This is a genomic window from Thalassotalea fusca (genome assembly GCF_053485835.1).
Genome location: NZ_JBQRUN010000002.1, coordinates 368,816 through 383,873, shown reverse-complemented (window position 1 = coordinate 383,873; position 15,058 = coordinate 368,816). Strand labels below are relative to the sequence as shown.

The 15,058-nt window shown below is 40.5% G+C and carries 13 protein-coding genes; 3 read left to right on the top strand and 10 right to left on the bottom strand.

Annotated features, from left to right (window positions below):
* Nucleotides 1-29: 29 nt before the first annotated feature.
* The 6 genes from ACSLUK_RS03950 to ACSLUK_RS03925 all read right to left on the bottom strand — a co-directional run bounded on the left by ACSLUK_RS03950 (nt 30) and on the right by ACSLUK_RS03925 (nt 5,373).
* Nucleotides 30-830 (bottom strand): M48 family metallopeptidase, encoded by an 801-nt coding sequence (locus ACSLUK_RS03950; RefSeq protein WP_448547214.1) that lies wholly within the window; start codon nt 828-830, stop codon nt 30-32.
* 118 nt (nt 831-948) lie between these two features.
* On the bottom strand, nt 949-2,433 hold the full coding sequence (locus ACSLUK_RS03945) for a sensor histidine kinase (protein ID WP_448547309.1): 1,485 nt from the start codon (nt 2,431-2,433) through the stop codon (nt 949-951).
* Between the two features lie 2 nt (nt 2,434-2,435).
* A complete protein-coding gene (locus ACSLUK_RS03940) occupies nt 2,436-3,173 on the bottom strand; it encodes a winged helix-turn-helix domain-containing protein (protein WP_448547213.1) in 738 nt (245 codons plus the stop codon).
* Between the two features lie 85 nt (nt 3,174-3,258).
* Nucleotides 3,259-3,984: a spondin domain-containing protein gene (locus ACSLUK_RS03935; RefSeq protein ID WP_448547212.1), complete on the bottom strand. Its 726-nt coding sequence runs from the start codon at nt 3,982-3,984 to the stop codon at nt 3,259-3,261.
* A 9-nt stretch (nt 3,985-3,993) separates the two neighbouring features.
* On the bottom strand, nt 3,994-4,692 hold the full coding sequence (locus tag ACSLUK_RS03930; protein WP_448547211.1) for a spondin domain-containing protein: 699 nt from the start codon (nt 4,690-4,692) through the stop codon (nt 3,994-3,996).
* A gap of 111 nt (nt 4,693-4,803) precedes the next feature.
* A complete protein-coding gene (locus tag ACSLUK_RS03925) occupies nt 4,804-5,373 on the bottom strand; it encodes a hypothetical protein (protein WP_448547210.1) in 570 nt (189 codons plus the stop codon).
* A gap of 467 nt (nt 5,374-5,840) precedes the next feature.
* On the opposite strand from ACSLUK_RS03925, the gene ACSLUK_RS03920 reads away from it, so the two are divergent.
* On the top strand, nt 5,841-6,569 hold the full coding sequence (locus ACSLUK_RS03920) for an NAD-dependent epimerase/dehydratase family protein (RefSeq protein WP_448547209.1): 729 nt from the start codon (nt 5,841-5,843) through the stop codon (nt 6,567-6,569).
* 9 nt (nt 6,570-6,578) lie between these two features.
* Here the strand turns inward: ACSLUK_RS03920 and ACSLUK_RS03915 are convergent, their stop codons facing one another.
* From ACSLUK_RS03915 to smc, 4 genes are all read right to left on the bottom strand, one after another.
* Nucleotides 6,579-6,902 (bottom strand): DUF3392 domain-containing protein, encoded by a 324-nt coding sequence (locus ACSLUK_RS03915; protein ID WP_448547208.1) that lies wholly within the window; start codon nt 6,900-6,902, stop codon nt 6,579-6,581.
* Entirely contained in the window at nt 6,902-8,947 is a 2,046-nt protein-coding gene (gene ligA, locus ACSLUK_RS03910; RefSeq protein WP_448547207.1) for an NAD-dependent DNA ligase LigA, read from the bottom strand. Before ligA ends, ACSLUK_RS03915 begins: the two co-directional genes overlap by 1 nt.
* 67 nt (nt 8,948-9,014) lie before the next feature.
* Nucleotides 9,015-10,055, bottom strand: coding sequence for a cell division protein ZipA (gene zipA / locus ACSLUK_RS03905; protein WP_448547206.1), 1,041 nt, complete (start codon nt 10,053-10,055; stop codon nt 9,015-9,017).
* A 15-nt stretch (nt 10,056-10,070) separates the two neighbouring features.
* On the bottom strand, nt 10,071-13,553 hold the full coding sequence (smc, locus tag ACSLUK_RS03900) for a chromosome segregation protein SMC (RefSeq protein ID WP_448547205.1): 3,483 nt from the start codon (nt 13,551-13,553) through the stop codon (nt 10,071-10,073).
* A 155-nt stretch (nt 13,554-13,708) separates the two neighbouring features.
* Here smc and cysZ point away from each other — a divergent pair, with 155 nt between their 5' ends.
* The gene (gene cysZ / locus ACSLUK_RS03895) at nt 13,709-14,452 is read left to right on the top strand and encodes a sulfate transporter CysZ (protein WP_448547204.1); all 744 of its coding nucleotides are present in this window, start codon (nt 13,709-13,711) and stop codon (nt 14,450-14,452) included.
* A 180-nt stretch (nt 14,453-14,632) separates the two neighbouring features.
* Nucleotides 14,633-14,977, top strand: coding sequence for a hypothetical protein (locus ACSLUK_RS03890; protein WP_448547203.1), 345 nt, complete (start codon nt 14,633-14,635; stop codon nt 14,975-14,977).
* The last annotated feature ends 81 nt before the right edge of the window (nt 14,978-15,058 follow it).

Sequence of the window (15,058 nt, the reverse complement as noted above, 5' to 3'; positions counted from 1 at the left end):
CTCATCGAACGGAGACACGAGTAGTAGTATTATTTTGGTTTAACACAATTTGGTCGTTGCTTAACGTCAAAATGCCTTTCTGCTTTAGGTAGATGTGCTGTCAATGCAGAAATACGTGTTTTATGTGACGGGTGAGTTGACATAAATTCAGGTGGAGCGCCTTTAGAAACTTTCGCCATATTTTTCCATAATGTAATCGCTGCATCAGGTTTAAATCCGGCTTTGGCCATTAAATCCTGTCCAACAATATCAGCTTCCGATTCGTGTGTTCTGCCATACGGGAGCAAAATGCCATATTGCACCCCCAACCCTAATCCAGCCATATAGAGGTTCTTGTTTTCTACATTCTGGCTTGTCATTACGGCATTAGCAGCAGCTAGCCCTATCTGACTAAACTGATTTGACGACAAACGTTCATTCGAATGTCGCTCAATGACATGCCCTACCTCATGCCCAATAATAGCCGCAAGTTGATCGGCTGAAGTTGCAACGCTTAGAATTCCCGTATAAACGCCAATTTTGCCACCAGGCAATGCGAATGCGTTTACTTGTGGCGAATCAAATACCACGACTTCCCAGTCGCCCGCATGGGCAGAAGATGGCACATGTTTTGTAATACCATTTGCTACGCATTGCACATATTCATTAGTCGTTTTGTTTTGGCTAATTTTTTCTTTCGCTTTCATTTCCTCAAACGACGCTACGCCCATCTTGCCGAGTTCGCTTTCTGAAAATAACGTCAGTTGGTTTCTACCAGTTGAAGATTTAGCACAACCACCTAATAATATTGCCGCGGTTAATGCACAGGTAATTAATCGTTTATTATTCACAGTCTTCCCATATGTTCATTTCAGCATTGGCAATAGTGTATGAAAAATAACGTTTAATATCGAACAAAAATCAGGATTCATGGTTCAGCACCTGATAGTTATTGAATCGAATAATTCACTACGAATTACTAAAACTTGCCTTGCGCACGGTAAACGAAAACGCACTACCTCTACCTAATTCGCTATGCACTTTAATATCTGTTTGTAATAGTTCTAATAGTTTTTTAGTTATCGCCAACCCAAGTCCGGTATGACTTCCATCGCTTTTTGTTGCGTTACTTGCTCGGTAACGCGTATCGAAAATATACGCTATTTCGTCGGTTTTAATACCTGAACCATTGTCTTCCACGATAAGCTGGCAACTGTGATTGTCTACTTCTATCGCTCGTAGCGTAATCGTCCCATTGTTACTTGTATGACGTAACGCATTTTCCAACAAGTTACTCAATACCCTTTCCAATTTAGCGATGTCTGTATGGATCATCAAATCATGTCTTGTACATTCAACCTTAATAGCAATATTTTTTTTGTTGGCGCTGAGGCTGAATTTTGCCACTACATCATAGAGCAATTCAGCTAAATTAATTGTTTCCAGTGAAACAGAAACCTGTCCTCCTTCTAAATGTGCCAATTCAAAAATTTGATCTATCATAGTTTTCAGCTGTTGCGCATTGCGTAAAGCAGTAGTTAGGTATTGTTGTTGATGTTCAGTTAGGGTGTTATCACGGCTGATGGTCAAAGTTTCAATGTAACCCGTTAATGATGCAAGAGGTGTACGAAGATCATGGGAAATATCTGCTAACAGCTCTCTTCGTCGAGTGTCGTTTTCATTTAGCATTTTGAGCTGGTAATTTATCTGTTCAGCCATCTTTTGAAACGCCTCACCCAACTGATGCACTTCATTACTTGAACCTTTTTGCCAGCTTTGCAGTTGAAACGTTTGTAAATCAAATCCGTTATTTATGAGTTGTTGTATATCCTGATTAAGCTTTCGTAAAGGTCGAGTGAAATAGGCAAAAATCCCCATCATTACAATAAATAAGAACGTGATTGCCGCCACAGCGACAGCCATAGATAATTGATTATCGTGAACACTACTGTTTTTCGCGTGAACAGAATCGTATCGTTCACCTGCTACAATCACGTATAAATAACCTTGTAATTGCGCCCCATTAAATAGAGGTGCTGCTGAAAATACTTTTTTACGTTCAAGATGCTTTGGATCGTCTCCATAGATAGGCAAAGGAGCACGATTTTGAGTTAATTGAATCAGCGGCAACAAGTCTATTGTGTTTCGTTTCACATAGGATTGAGGTAAAGAATGTGTGAGTATCTTGCCGTTAGGATCAACAAAATAAAACTCGAATGCAGGCCCTAGAACCATTAGCGTATGGAACAGATTTTTTAGCGCTTCATGATCATATACGCCTTGTTGTAGTAACGGATTATCTCGCGCCAAATTGGCTGCCAAAGAAAGATGTAGGTGTTGCTGAGATTCATAGCGAGTACGTTGGGCGAGTTCTTTTGTCCACAGGTGAATAATCGTAAGCATCGCGACAAAGACAATAAACAGTGAAATTGAAAGCCGCTGATACAGTGACATTTTCACGCTGCCACGCCTTGCCGATTGAATTTATATCCGACACCCCACACTGTTTGAACAATTTGAGGCTGCGCAGCGTCTTGTTCTAACTTATTACGTAGCCGGTTTATGTGAGAATTAACAGTGTGTTCATAGCCACTGTGATGATAACCCCACACAGAGCTTAACAATTGATCACGTGAAAATACCTGTTCAGGATGAGAAGCGAGAAAATAAAGCAGGTCATACTCTGTCGATGTTAGTTCCAGTGGTTTTCCTGCCAAATACGCTGAATGAGTTAAATTATTTATCGCAAGATCACCAAGAACAAGCGTCTGATTTTCTTCAGTCGCAGTTGTTAGCTCATGTTGACACTTGGCTTCCAGCGCATTCAACAACTTAAAGCGTCGGAGTTGTGTTCGCACTCTCGCTTGCAACTCTCTTACGCTAAAGGGCTTGGTCATATAATCATCTGCTCCCAATTCCAGTCCTAGCACTCTGTCTAATTCGGTATCTCGAGAAGTCAAAATAAGAATCGCTTGTTCAGGTTTCTGATCTCGAATTTGACGACAGACATCTAATCCGGAAATGCCCGGCAGCATAACGTCGAGCAATACGAGCCCGTAGTGAGACTTTTCGAATTTTTTCAGTGCAACTTCTCCTGTCTCTGCGTAATCTACTTCAATTGATATCTCAGCAAGGTTTACCGAAACCAATTGAGCTATATCATTGTCGTCTTCAACTAAAAGAACTCGTTCCACTTCTGCTCTCCTCAAATAATTCGATGAGAAAAATAGTGAAACAAGGCGACTTTGAGCCGCCTTAATCTTAGGTTGCACGCTGCAGCTATTCGATACGGGTTACCGTAATCGCCAAAGTCGGATTATCAAACCTGTGCGCTTGTGTTAACACAGAACTGGCTAATCCATCATCTGCCGTAACTACACCAGGATGCATTGCAACGAAGTCAACATCATCTCTTGCCTCGTTATACCCTTCACCTGAACCGCCACTCGCAGGGCCAGGGATCGTGGCAGAAGACTCACTGTTTTTCTCAGTACCTGCATCATAAGAACCCGTTCTTAACGAAATACTTTCGCCAACTGCCATATTTGATATATCCATGGCATTGAAACCGGAAAATGCATCATTTGTGTTAACCAGCATTGTTACTGTAGAGAGCAATTGTGGTGGGGTGTTGCTTGTTGAAACTTCAAGTGTTTCACTTGCACCGGGCATCAAAATTCCTTCACCACTTTGACCTGCAAGCACAAAACCTTCTGCAAGTAATTCGGTATTATTACCACTCTCCGCTAATTGCTCTAACGAAGCAGATGCAGGCATACCCACTTCCCAAACATTTGCTTCGTTGTGAAGCAAAGTAGCAATTGGTGACATTGGCTGTGCATGAGTAAGGTTAACCACAGTCACTTGGTATCTATAGTTAACGACTGGCATTGGCGTTATGGGATCTGGCATTGCAACGCTAGGCGTATCATTATCACTACAGCCACCAATCGCTAACGAAGACAATAATGTGGCAACGAGTGTCAACGAATTTAAACGTTTCATAGTAGCCTCCTATTTCACCACTACAGTGACACGTGCAACCGGGTTGAGCCAACGATGTACCGTATTATCGAGATCACTTTTTCCTCCCGACAAATCATCATCACCTAAGTTGCCTCTATGTACATGTATCATTGTGTTTTCTTCCATGCTGGTTACGCCCGCTCCGCCTGCACCAGCGTCATTGCCAGGAGCGATTGGAATTCCAGCAACGCCCGGAGCGCCACCTCCATTAATGATTTCGTCGTTAGCCTCAGTACCAGCATCATATGCGCTCAAGGTGAAAGAATACGTACCTGACTCGCTCGGTATCATCCAGCTATCAAGGCCAATAAAACCATCATTAGTAGGTAACATCATAGACACTAAGCTTAGATGGGTGTTTCCTTCCATCGTATTCAAGGTAGTCGTTGTAGACGAAGCAGGCGCTAAAAGCCCGCCAGCCGGGTTTTCAACGATATCGGCATTGCCGGCAGTCACTAAGGTAGACAACCCACTAATGTCGCCTCCTTCCGCCATTGCTTGTAATTCATTAGACGCTGCTTCTCCGACTGTGAACATGTCAATATCGGTGTTATGCGCAGCAATTAGGATCGGGGTGTAATAAATTCCTTGTGTGAGGTTAGTTACCGTGATTTCAAGCTCTTGTGCCTGAGTCGCCACCATAAACGACGACGCAATCACACCAGCTAATAAAGTTAATCTTTTCATTTTTATTCCTTTGCAGTAGTAATCCTGTTCAGTATGCAAAGGAAATATCCGCTTTGAATCACAAAGTTCTCACGAAATTATCACAAAAGAAATCGGCGAAAGTGATGAAATTTATCTCACAATTAACGTGTCTACTCCTTTTCGGACATCGTAAATATCACTCGGTGAAAACCCTAAAGTTACATGAAAATCCTTTTCTTTAAGCAGCAACTGTTGGCGTAAAAATTGTCCATCAGGTGAAGAAGCCACAACAAAGTACGTGGTTTTGCCATCTTTACTCACCTTGCCCAAGCCTTGCAACATGACCTTAATCGGTTTTTTAATGTCGATATCATGTGTAACGATGGTTTGGTATTCATAAGGGTTAACTAAGGTTAAGTGAAATAGGCTATGATCTCTTGCAGCTTGGTTTTGTCTAAATTTTTCATGTTCAATGCCAAGTGAGTCCTTCATTTGAACCAAATATCGCTGGAGTTCCGCTTTTGGTACTAACCCGCCTAAATACACTAGCCCTGTACTATCCGTTAATTCAACGGGCTTGATAACAATGTGCTTTGATTGTTTCAGTACTTTTAGCGATGGTTTATTGGGTTGATCGTACGCATGTGTAAACGAACCTAAACTGAAACTTACTGCGACGACAATTAAGTACTGTGAGATTTTTTCGAGGGGCTTCAACATAAGTAGTTTGCTCTAGTAGTTTTTGCTTATTCTTAATTTAATTAATGATACACTTATAATGATGACTTTGATAAAAGGTGCTCTAATTTTTCTATGTTCTCGTGGCTGACTCCCGAAGTTTTTAACTCTGTTGCAATTACCCTATCGAACTGGCGGTGGCGGTTGTTACTATGGAGTCTGTTAGCTTTTGTTTTGTTTCATGTATTGCATAACTTTACGGTTAGCGGCACACCTGACACCTTAATTCTTGTTTTATTGTTCATTTTATTTTTTGCGCTTCAATCGTTGGTATTGGCGGCATTTATATTCTTTTTTCAGGTTTTACCGTCAACCAAAGCCGAAGATAAACATTGGGGTAAATTCTACCGTGCCATCGAATGGTGTGAAACTATTCTTTTTAGTGTACTTCTGCCGCTTCCCATACTACTTTTTATATACGCTTCGTTTTTAATATAGCTTTTTCTTAAATGCTTGGTTCAGCTAATCAGAAATCCGCTAATGAAAAACGCTCCGCTTTAGTCATCGGGAGCACAGGCCTAACTGCGCAACATTTAATTGAACTTCTATTTAACTCTCCTAAATATCAAACTGTCTATGGCTTGCAACGTCGTAGCACTGAGATTAGTTCACATTACACCAGTGTAGTATGTGATTTTGATCAATTATCTGAATACAGTATGTGCTTTGAAGTAGATGATGTATTTTGTTGCTTAGGTACCACACAAAGAGCGGCTGGCAGTAGAGAAACATTCAAGCGTATTGACGTCGACTACGTTGTTTCTTGCGGCGAGTTAGCAGCCAAAGGAAACGCAAAAAATTTTGTGGTAATCAGTGCAACCAATGCTGATGCAAATTCATTATGGTTTTACAATCGAATGAAAGGAGAAATGGAACAGCAATTACAACAATACTTTAAAAATTCCGATTCAACTTTGCATATATGCCGCCCAAGCTTGTTAATAGGCAAACGAGATGATAAACGATTAGGTGAACAACTAGCACAATCCATTTTTGGCCGCCTACCTTTTATTTGGCATGGGCCTTTAACCAAATATCGCCCTATCAAGGCCGCGCAGCTTGCGAGTGCTATGGTGAAGTTGACCGCTACGCATTTTAATCACAAGATTAACATCCATGAAAATGATCAACTAATAAAACTTGCAAATACAAGCGCTGCACATGCAGATTCTCGCTAACTACACTTTCTATATTTGTCGTTGTTTTTGTGCATAAACACCTAGTCCAACAAATATCGAAACAACGAGCGGTACAATATAGACATTAGGTATTTGTGACAGCTGAGCACTGAGCAGTTTAGTTAGCCAAACTGTCAGCAATCCATAGCCAAATGCACAAATAACAATAAAAGCTGTCGTTCTTACAATAAAATGCTGCTTTCGAATTAGCCCTTTAATTGCGTTGTTAATATCATTGCCAAACAACACTAACAGCGTCGCAATGATGGCCAACGCTGCTTGATATTGATACGGCCTAAATTTTTGGCCTAGCTCGATTAACACATCTGTCATTAAACTTGCCCATATTTGCTCAGCAGTGAAACCAGCTCGTCTTCTGTCATAACTGAAACGCCTAAGTCCTGCGCCTTAGTTAATTTAGAACCGGCTTTTTCACCAGCCACTAAATAATGGGTTTTAGCAGATACACTGCCAGACACTTTGGCACCAAGGGCCTGTAATTTAGCTTTGGCGTCAGAGCGCCCCATCTGGCTCAATGTTCCCGTTAAAACGAACGTTTGATCTTTTAGCGGCAAAGCATCTTCATCGCGCTTTTCAATTGCTGGCCACGTTAGAATATCGCGTAATTGTTCTACGACTTCCAAGTTGTGAGCTTGCTTGAAGAATGAACTGATATTCTTGGCAACCACTTCGCCAACATCATCAACTTCCTGCAATTGCTCAACAGACGCATTGATCAAATCATCTAACGTCAAAAAGTGATTCGCTAAGTTGCTGGCGGTAGCCTCGCCTACCTCTCTAATACCAATTGCGTAAATAAACTTCGAAAGTGTCGTTGAACGTGATTTCTCGATGGACTGTATTAGGTTACTCGCTGACTTTGCCCCCATTCGCTCCATCGTACTAATTTGCAGCTCAGTTAATGTAAACAAATCCGCAGGCGTTTTGATTAAGTTTTCATCTACCAGTTGCTCTACCAGTTTGTCACCTAAGCCATCTATATCAATCGCTTTTCTGGAAGCAAAATGCTTTATCGCTTCTTTGCGTTGTGCGGCACAAAATAGGCCTCCTGTACAACGCAGCACAGCTTCACCTTCTTGCCTTACTACGGCAGATTCGCAGATTGGACATGTTGAAGGAAAAACAATATCAATCGCATTATCAGGCCTACGTTCATCAACTACGCTTACTATTTGCGGAATTACATCTCCTGCGCGCCTGATGACAACCGTATCACCAATCTTTATCGACAAACGTTCGATTTCATCCTGGTTATGCAATGTTGCGTTACTGACAGTGACACCGCCAACAAAAACCGGCTTTAATCGAGCCACTGGAGTAATAGCGCCTGTTCTACCAACTTGAAATTCAACGTCTTCTAGCACAGTGAGTTCTTCTTGCGCTGGAAATTTGTATGCAGTCGCCCATCGTGGTGCTCTAGCCACAAACCCTAATTGTTGCTGCAGTTCAACGTTATCAACCTTCAATACCGTGCCGTCTATTTCGTAAGGCAATTCATCACGACGATTAAGAATATCCTGATAAAATGCCTGACATTGTGCTGGCGATTCAAGCAACTTAACATCAGGACACATAGGTAAGCCAAGGTCTCTAATCTGGCAGAGACGTTGATAATGTGAATCCGCTAACCAATCATTATTCGCTAGCCCATCTTTGGTTCCAATAAACCCAATACCATACGCGTAAAACGCCAATTGTCTTTTAGCGGTGATACGTGAGTCCAATTGACGCAAGCTACCAGCAGCTGCATTTCGTGGGTTAGCAAAGGTTTTTTCACCTTTTTTTATCGCCTGCGCGTTTAACTGCTCAAAACTACGCTTAGGCATAAATACCTCGCCCCGCACTTCAATTACTTCAGGTAGGTTATCGCCTTGAAGCCTTAGCGGGATAGACATTATCGTTCTGATGTTTTCAGTAATATTCTCACCAGTGGCGCCGTCACCGCGTGTCGCAGCCTGTACAAGAACGTTATCTTCGTAGCGTAAGCTTACTGCTAAACCATCTAACTTAGGTTCAGCACATAGCGCCAGAGATTTTTGTTCACCGACTCTATCAAATACTCGCTTTACAAACGCCTGCCACTCTTGCTCAGAAAATACGTTATCAAGTGATAACATAGGGATTTGGTGCGTGACTTGGGTAAATGCCTTTAACGGTTTACCACCGACTTTTTGGCTAGGTGAATCGGGAAATTTAAGCGCGGGAAATTCAGCTTCAATATCGTTTAATTCGCGCATTAGCCGATCATACTCAGCATCAGGCACAGACGGGTTGTCTTCTACGTAGTATTGATGATTATATTGATTAATTAAACGATGAAGTTCTTCAACTCGTTGTTGCGTTTCAATTTCTGCCATAGGAGTACTTTTTGATTATTCTTTATAAATTAAAGCCTCCGAGAAAGAGGCTTTGCTATTGGAATGATTAAGCAGTTGCAATTCGATTCATTCGCTCGAATTCTCTTATCTTACTAATGTAGTGTTGCTCTGTTTGTTTTGTCATTACACTACGTTTGTCGTCTAATAATTGTCCATGAAATTCCATAGCCAGCTGCTTAGCCGCAGACATCATTTGTTCAAACACTTCAAAAGGATCACCAGCATTTGGTAATGTCATAAACAAACTAATGCCTTGTGTGGTAAATGTTTCTAATTGGTCTAAATCAAATGTGCCGGGATTCATCATGTTGGCAAGACTAAACGTTACTTTACCGTTTCCTGCGTTATCTTCATGACGATGGAATATATTCATTTCGCCATATCGCAAACCAAGTGTTAACAATGACGGTAACAACGCAGCCCCTGAAATAGTTAAATTTTCAGGCATGACTACAGAAACTACGATTACTTGCTGTTCTATTTCGTTCGCAGGCTTTGTGTCTTCTTGTTTATTCTTTTGGTGAGATTGCTGCTGAGCATTTTCTTCAATTGCATCGTACTCATCACCAAAATTAATTTCCATTTGATTGCGTTTTGCGTTTGCCCCAGTATTTCTGACGTTCTTTTTACGAACAGATGGCTTAGCCTCTGATATTGGGCTTTCATATACCTCTTGTATAGGCTTTTCTTCACTAACTTGCGCAGGCAATGGTGTATCGTCTACTGGCGGCTGTTCATTGATATCCGATAAATCACCTAAAGATGGTTCAAGCGTTAGCACTTCCTGATTATCTTCTTTGATATCTTTAGGTAAAGGTTCAGGCTCGTAAGTTGGCGCAGGAGCTGGTTCTTTTGGTATTTCATCTTCATTCAGTGTATTGGCACTTACAACGCGTGGCTTTCCTACACCATCTTGATCAAAGCCTGAATTGTCAAAGCCCCGAACCTCTGGTTCGGCAGTTTCATGTTTAGCCTTCAACTTGTATGGATTTTTATTCTTGCGAATTGTCCAAAATCCGTGTACGAAAATGGCTGCTATCACTATAGCGCTGATAATAATTAATGCGTTTCTGAAATTATCTTCCATCTTGCCTTGCCTGTTTTAAGATACTTCTGCCATTGCGATAGCTTCATCAATATCAACCGCAACCATTCTAGACACACCAGGTTCAAACATGGTCACTCCAGTCAAATGTGTTGCCATTTCCATCGCTATCTTATTGTGGCTTATATATATAAATTGTACGGTATTTGACATTTCTTTCACCAGATTACAAAACCTTTCAACATTCGCATCGTCCAAAGGCGCGTCGACCTCATCTAACATACAAAATGGTGCAGGGTTTAGCCTAAAAATGGCAAATACTAATGATAAAGCGGTTAATGCTTTTTCACCACCCGATAATAAGTGAATCGTACTATTTTTTTTACCCGGCGGTCGAGCCATAATTGTAACACCGGTTTCTAGTAGATCTTCACCTGTCAATTCTAAGTAGGCTTGTCCGCCACCAAATACTTTAGGAAACAGCTGTTTCAAGTCTTTATTGACAATATCGAATGTTGCCTTAAATTTTTGGCGACTTTCTTTATCAATTTTATCTATCGCTGATTCTAACGTTGTAATTGCAAAATTTAAATCCTGATCTTGTTGATCCAGATAGTTTTTACGCGTTAATTGGCTTTCGTACTCTTCAATAGCTGCCAAATTAATCGTTCCGAGATTTGCAATATCTTTTGTAATTCGAATTAATTGCGCTTGCCATTGGCTTTCTTTAGCTTCTTTCGGAATTGTTTCCTGAACTTGCGCTATAGAAACGCCTATATCTGCAAGCTGCTCCATAGCACTTGACGCTCGTAATTTAGCGCCCTCACTATCGAGTTTTAACTGTGAACTTTCATGCTCTAACGCTTTTAGTTTTAACGAGAGCTCTTTCAACTGGGACTCGTGTTTATCTACGTCTGATTGTTCTTGCGCCAAAGATGTTTGTAGTGTCAATATTGCAGCTTCTACGTCAGCCATCTCCGAAATCCAAACAGCGAGATTCTCTTCGTCTTGCTGCAAAGCGTTTCTGTTGTCATTAAGAATGGTTTGAGCTTTACTTTGCTGTTCGATGAGGTGCTTAATATTCTCTTGAAGTCGAACAATTGTTGCTTCACCTTGCGTCACAATACTATGTTCTTTTTGTAGTTCGAGTGCTAGTTCGTGTAACTTCTGGCGTAGCTGATTGAGTTCAGTATTTTTATTTTCTACTAAGGACGCTGTTTCGTTTAAGCGCTGATAAAGTACTTCTTCTTGGTTACTTGCATTATCGCTTTCACTGTTTGCCGTGTGAGTGCTTAGTGCTTGCTGCAGTGACTCTACTTCTTCAGATAATCGTTGACAGCTTAACTTCAATTGCTCTACTTCTGCCAACTTTTCGGCTTTTTGCTGCTTTGTATGTTGCTGATGGTGCGTTGCAATCGACATTGCTTTGTCATTATCGACTAACTTCTGATTCCACTGAACTAGCCTCTGCTCAACTGCGTTTTGCTTATCGCTTAATTTGGCAATATCTGCATCAACTCTTTCAAGTTCTTTAGTACATAGTTCAAGTAAATACTGCTGTTGAGGTATCTGTTCCGAAACTTCATGGAGCTTAGCGGATATTGCAAGATAGGGTTCTTCTTGGTTTACAAGTGCCTTTCGAACAAAGTCGCTAGATTGCCACAAACCTTCTTTAGTTATCACTGATTCTTGGTCGCTAAGTTGCGAGAGTTTATCAGCCACTGCTTCCTCAGATTCAACAATATGAACGAGGTTAAGTATTGAATAAAATTGTGCTGCTCCTTTAACTTTCTCTGCTAATCGCCCTTTAATAGCTGGTTCAAACGTATTATTTCGCTTTATTAAGAAAAGCTGCTCTAAGTCTGAGTTTTCTGGCAGTTCAGCAACCCATAACGCGGAAAGGTGTTCGGCTAATACCATTTGTACGGCCGCCTCCCAACCTGGATCAATTGTTAACTGACTTTGTACACTGCCATAGTGTGCAATCTGCTTTTCATCAAGAAACTCAACGGTCGTTTCAAGCCATGAATCCACATTCTTTAAGCTGAACGTAAATTCTTCCTTGCGATCATGTAGAAGCTTAATTTTGTTCTCTAAAGACAGCTTGTCTGTAGATAGTTTCAACCGATGTTGTTGTAAAGCAGCGGAGTGCGATTTGATCTCGGTTAGTTGATATTCCTGATTAGCAATTTCCTTGCTATATGAATCATGTAAAGCCTGAAAGGAGACAAGTTGGTCAGATGGAAAATCAGGTAATTGAGCCAAAGATTTTTCTGCCGCACTTAATTGTTGCATTGCCTGATGATAAACAGCTTCTTTTTTAACCAGTTCTTTTTGTAATCCGTGCCGTTGTTCTATATATTCGTTCGCTTGTTGACGAAAGCCACGTAACTGCTCTTCAACTTGAGATTTTTGTTGTACAAGCTCTTGAATATCTTCTTTTATTTTTACTTCCTGTAAATTCAACGCATCTATTTGTGGTTGTATGCTTTTTAACAACTCTTGGTTACGCGATACCTTTTCTTTTTCCTGAAGCAGCATATTTTGAGCATTAATGAGTTGCTGTTGCGACACTTCATTGTCTTTCTCTAATCTAGATGTATGCTGCCTAATGTGTTTGGTATTTTGTTCTGCATGTGCAATTTTTTGCGTTAACGCAAGTTTCTCGTTCTGCTGATTTGACAGCAACTTGAATTGATCACTCGACTGTTGTTTAAGTGAAAAAAGTGCAATATCAATCTCTTTTTGCTGATTAATTAGACTTTCTATGGCAGTCGATTTTTCCTTTAATAAACGTTCATAATTTGTGTGTTGCTGATCGTACTTTTGCCACCTCAAATAAGCTAACTCAGCTTTTAGTTTCCGCTCTTGTGCTTTTAGCTTTTTAAAACGTTTAGCAGCTTCCGCTTGCCCATAAAGCTTTTCGATTTGATTAGCGAGTTCAATGCGAAGATCAGTAAGACGAGATAAATTTTCTCGCGTATGTTTGATACGTAGTTCCGTTTCCTTACGACGTTCTTTATATTTGGAGATCCCAGCAGCTTCTTCAATGAATACGCGCAGTTCCTGAGGCTTAGATTCAATTAATCGAGAAATAGTACCTTGTTCAATAATAGCGTAACTTCTAGGCCCTAAACCTGTACCCAAGAAAATATCAGTGATATCACGGCGGCGGCATTTAGAACCATTCAAGAAGTAACTATTTTGCCCATCTCTATTTACTAATCTACGAACTGATATTTGTGATCGGTCAGCTAAATTTCCTTTGATGCGGCTATCAATATTATCAAAAACAAGCTCAACACTCGCCTGCCCAACTGGCTTTCGGCTAGCAGCACCATTAAAAATGACATCAGTCATTGCGTCGCCGCGCAGATTTTTTGCTGAACTTTCACCCAGTACCCAACGTACCGCATCAATTATATTTGACTTTCCACACCCGTTTGGACCAACAATCGCTGTCATTTGTTGCTCAAATGGCACTTTTGTCGGATCGACAAACGATTTGAATCCTGACAGTTTAATGTGCTTAAGTCGCATTCGAGGGACAAACCTTGGAAGTTGAGGTGATGATTGTTCTAATTGAAATCACTCTAACAGAAATTGATTTACTTTGTAACATTAAGCATCTTTTATCAGCGCGATTGAACTTCTATAATACGAAACACGCTTAGTTTTCATTCAACAACAATAACATGACTTCAACTACTAACGCCTATTCATCGAGTGGCTCACAATATTTTATGCGTGGGTTTACGTTAATTAGACAAAAAGGTCTTCGTCGGTTCGTTTTAATCCCTTTATCTGTCAATCTTATTCTATTTTCCGTCGCCTTTTATTACGTGGTTCAGCAGCTCGACCATTATATGACAATGATTGAAAGCGCCTTACCCGAGTTTTTGTCTTGGCTCAGCACCGTAATTTGGCCAATCGCAATCCTATTTATTTTATTTACGTTTTCTTTCATATTTAGTTCTGTTGCTAACTGGTTAGCAGCGCCATTTAACGGGTTGCTTTCTGAAAAAGTAGAGTCATTACTGACTAAATCGACGCCTCCCTCTGGTGGTTTCGCAGACATAATAAAAGACATACCTCGCACACTAAGTCGCGAGTGGTGTAAATTTCGCTATTACCTACCCAAGGCGCTCGGTTTTTTCATCTTATATTGGATAATTCCTGTAGTAGGGCAAATAATCTGGTTCCTATTTTTGGCTTGGATGATGGCCATTCAATATAAGGACTACCCTTTTGATAATCATAAAATTAATTTTGACGAAATGCGTTCCGCTTTGAAAGAAAAGCAAAAACTGAGCTACAGCTTTGGTGTTACAGCTGCCGTTTTTTCAATGGTGCCGATAATCAATATGATAGTGATGCCTGTAGCTATTTGTGGTGCAACTGCACTTTGGGTGGAGCAGTATAGAGATGAATACGTGTAGATTTCGCCCATAAAGCGGATTTAAACTTAACTACACCATTGTTAAAGCTCGCTTTTTTACATCTGGTGGTTATACTAAAATCACATCTAATGTTCGTTTTATCATTAGATGTGTGACCAAAAATAGAATGCGTTGGCTATATAGATATAACCGACTCGGCATAACCCCTTTGGAGATCCTATGCAAATATTGAAACAAATGTCGATAAAATACACTCTTGCGATGGCATTGTTATCTTTTGGTTGTTATGGCGAGATGACGAGTGACGCAGTTGATATTCCTACGCTAGAGGCAACGAATATATTTGCACACGAAACAACGCTACCTGCTGTTGTTAACTATTACACAAAATCGACCGTGGAAGAAATAAGCGCATTTTACGTTGCTAATTATGGTGATATCACTACGCAAGAAACTAAACGCGGAAGATTAATGCTTAAGTTCAATTCAGGCATGCATAAAATTAGAGTAATAATTTCTGATCAAAATAAAATGCGACAAGTAGACGTAATCGTCACAAGGTAATATTTATAGAACCTGAATGTTATTGCCAAATTTAGGTATTAAAAAAAACCTGCGAATGCGCAGGTTTTTTTTATGTTCAAC

Bases quoted from the DNA above. Each gene is read 5' to 3' on its own strand.
- ligA (WP_448547207.1), bottom strand. From the start codon at position 8,947: ATGGCAGAAATTGAAACGCAACAACGAGTTGAAGAACTTCATCGTTTA.
- ACSLUK_RS03925 (WP_448547210.1), bottom strand. From the start codon at position 5,373: ATGTTGAAGCCCCTCGAAAAAATCTCACAGTACTTAATTGTCGTCGCA.
- ACSLUK_RS03890 (WP_448547203.1), top strand. From the start codon at position 14,633: ATGCAAATATTGAAACAAATGTCGATAAAATACACTCTTGCGATGGCA.
- ACSLUK_RS03915 (WP_448547208.1), bottom strand. From the start codon at position 6,902: ATGACAGATGTGTTAATCGAGCTAGGCCAAAAATTTAGGCCGTATCAA.
- ACSLUK_RS03935 (WP_448547212.1), bottom strand. From the start codon at position 3,984: ATGAAACGTTTAAATTCGTTGACACTCGTTGCCACATTATTGTCTTCG.
- smc (WP_448547205.1), bottom strand. From the start codon at position 13,553: ATGCGACTTAAGCACATTAAACTGTCAGGATTCAAATCGTTTGTCGAT.
- ACSLUK_RS03920 (WP_448547209.1), top strand. From the start codon at position 5,841: ATGCTTGGTTCAGCTAATCAGAAATCCGCTAATGAAAAACGCTCCGCT.
- cysZ (WP_448547204.1), top strand. From the start codon at position 13,709: ATGACTTCAACTACTAACGCCTATTCATCGAGTGGCTCACAATATTTT.
- ACSLUK_RS03930 (WP_448547211.1), bottom strand. From the start codon at position 4,692: ATGAAAAGATTAACTTTATTAGCTGGTGTGATTGCGTCGTCGTTTATG.
- ACSLUK_RS03945 (WP_448547309.1), bottom strand. From the start codon at position 2,433: ATGTCACTGTATCAGCGGCTTTCAATTTCACTGTTTATTGTCTTTGTC.
- zipA (WP_448547206.1), bottom strand. From the start codon at position 10,055: ATGGAAGATAATTTCAGAAACGCATTAATTATTATCAGCGCTATAGTG.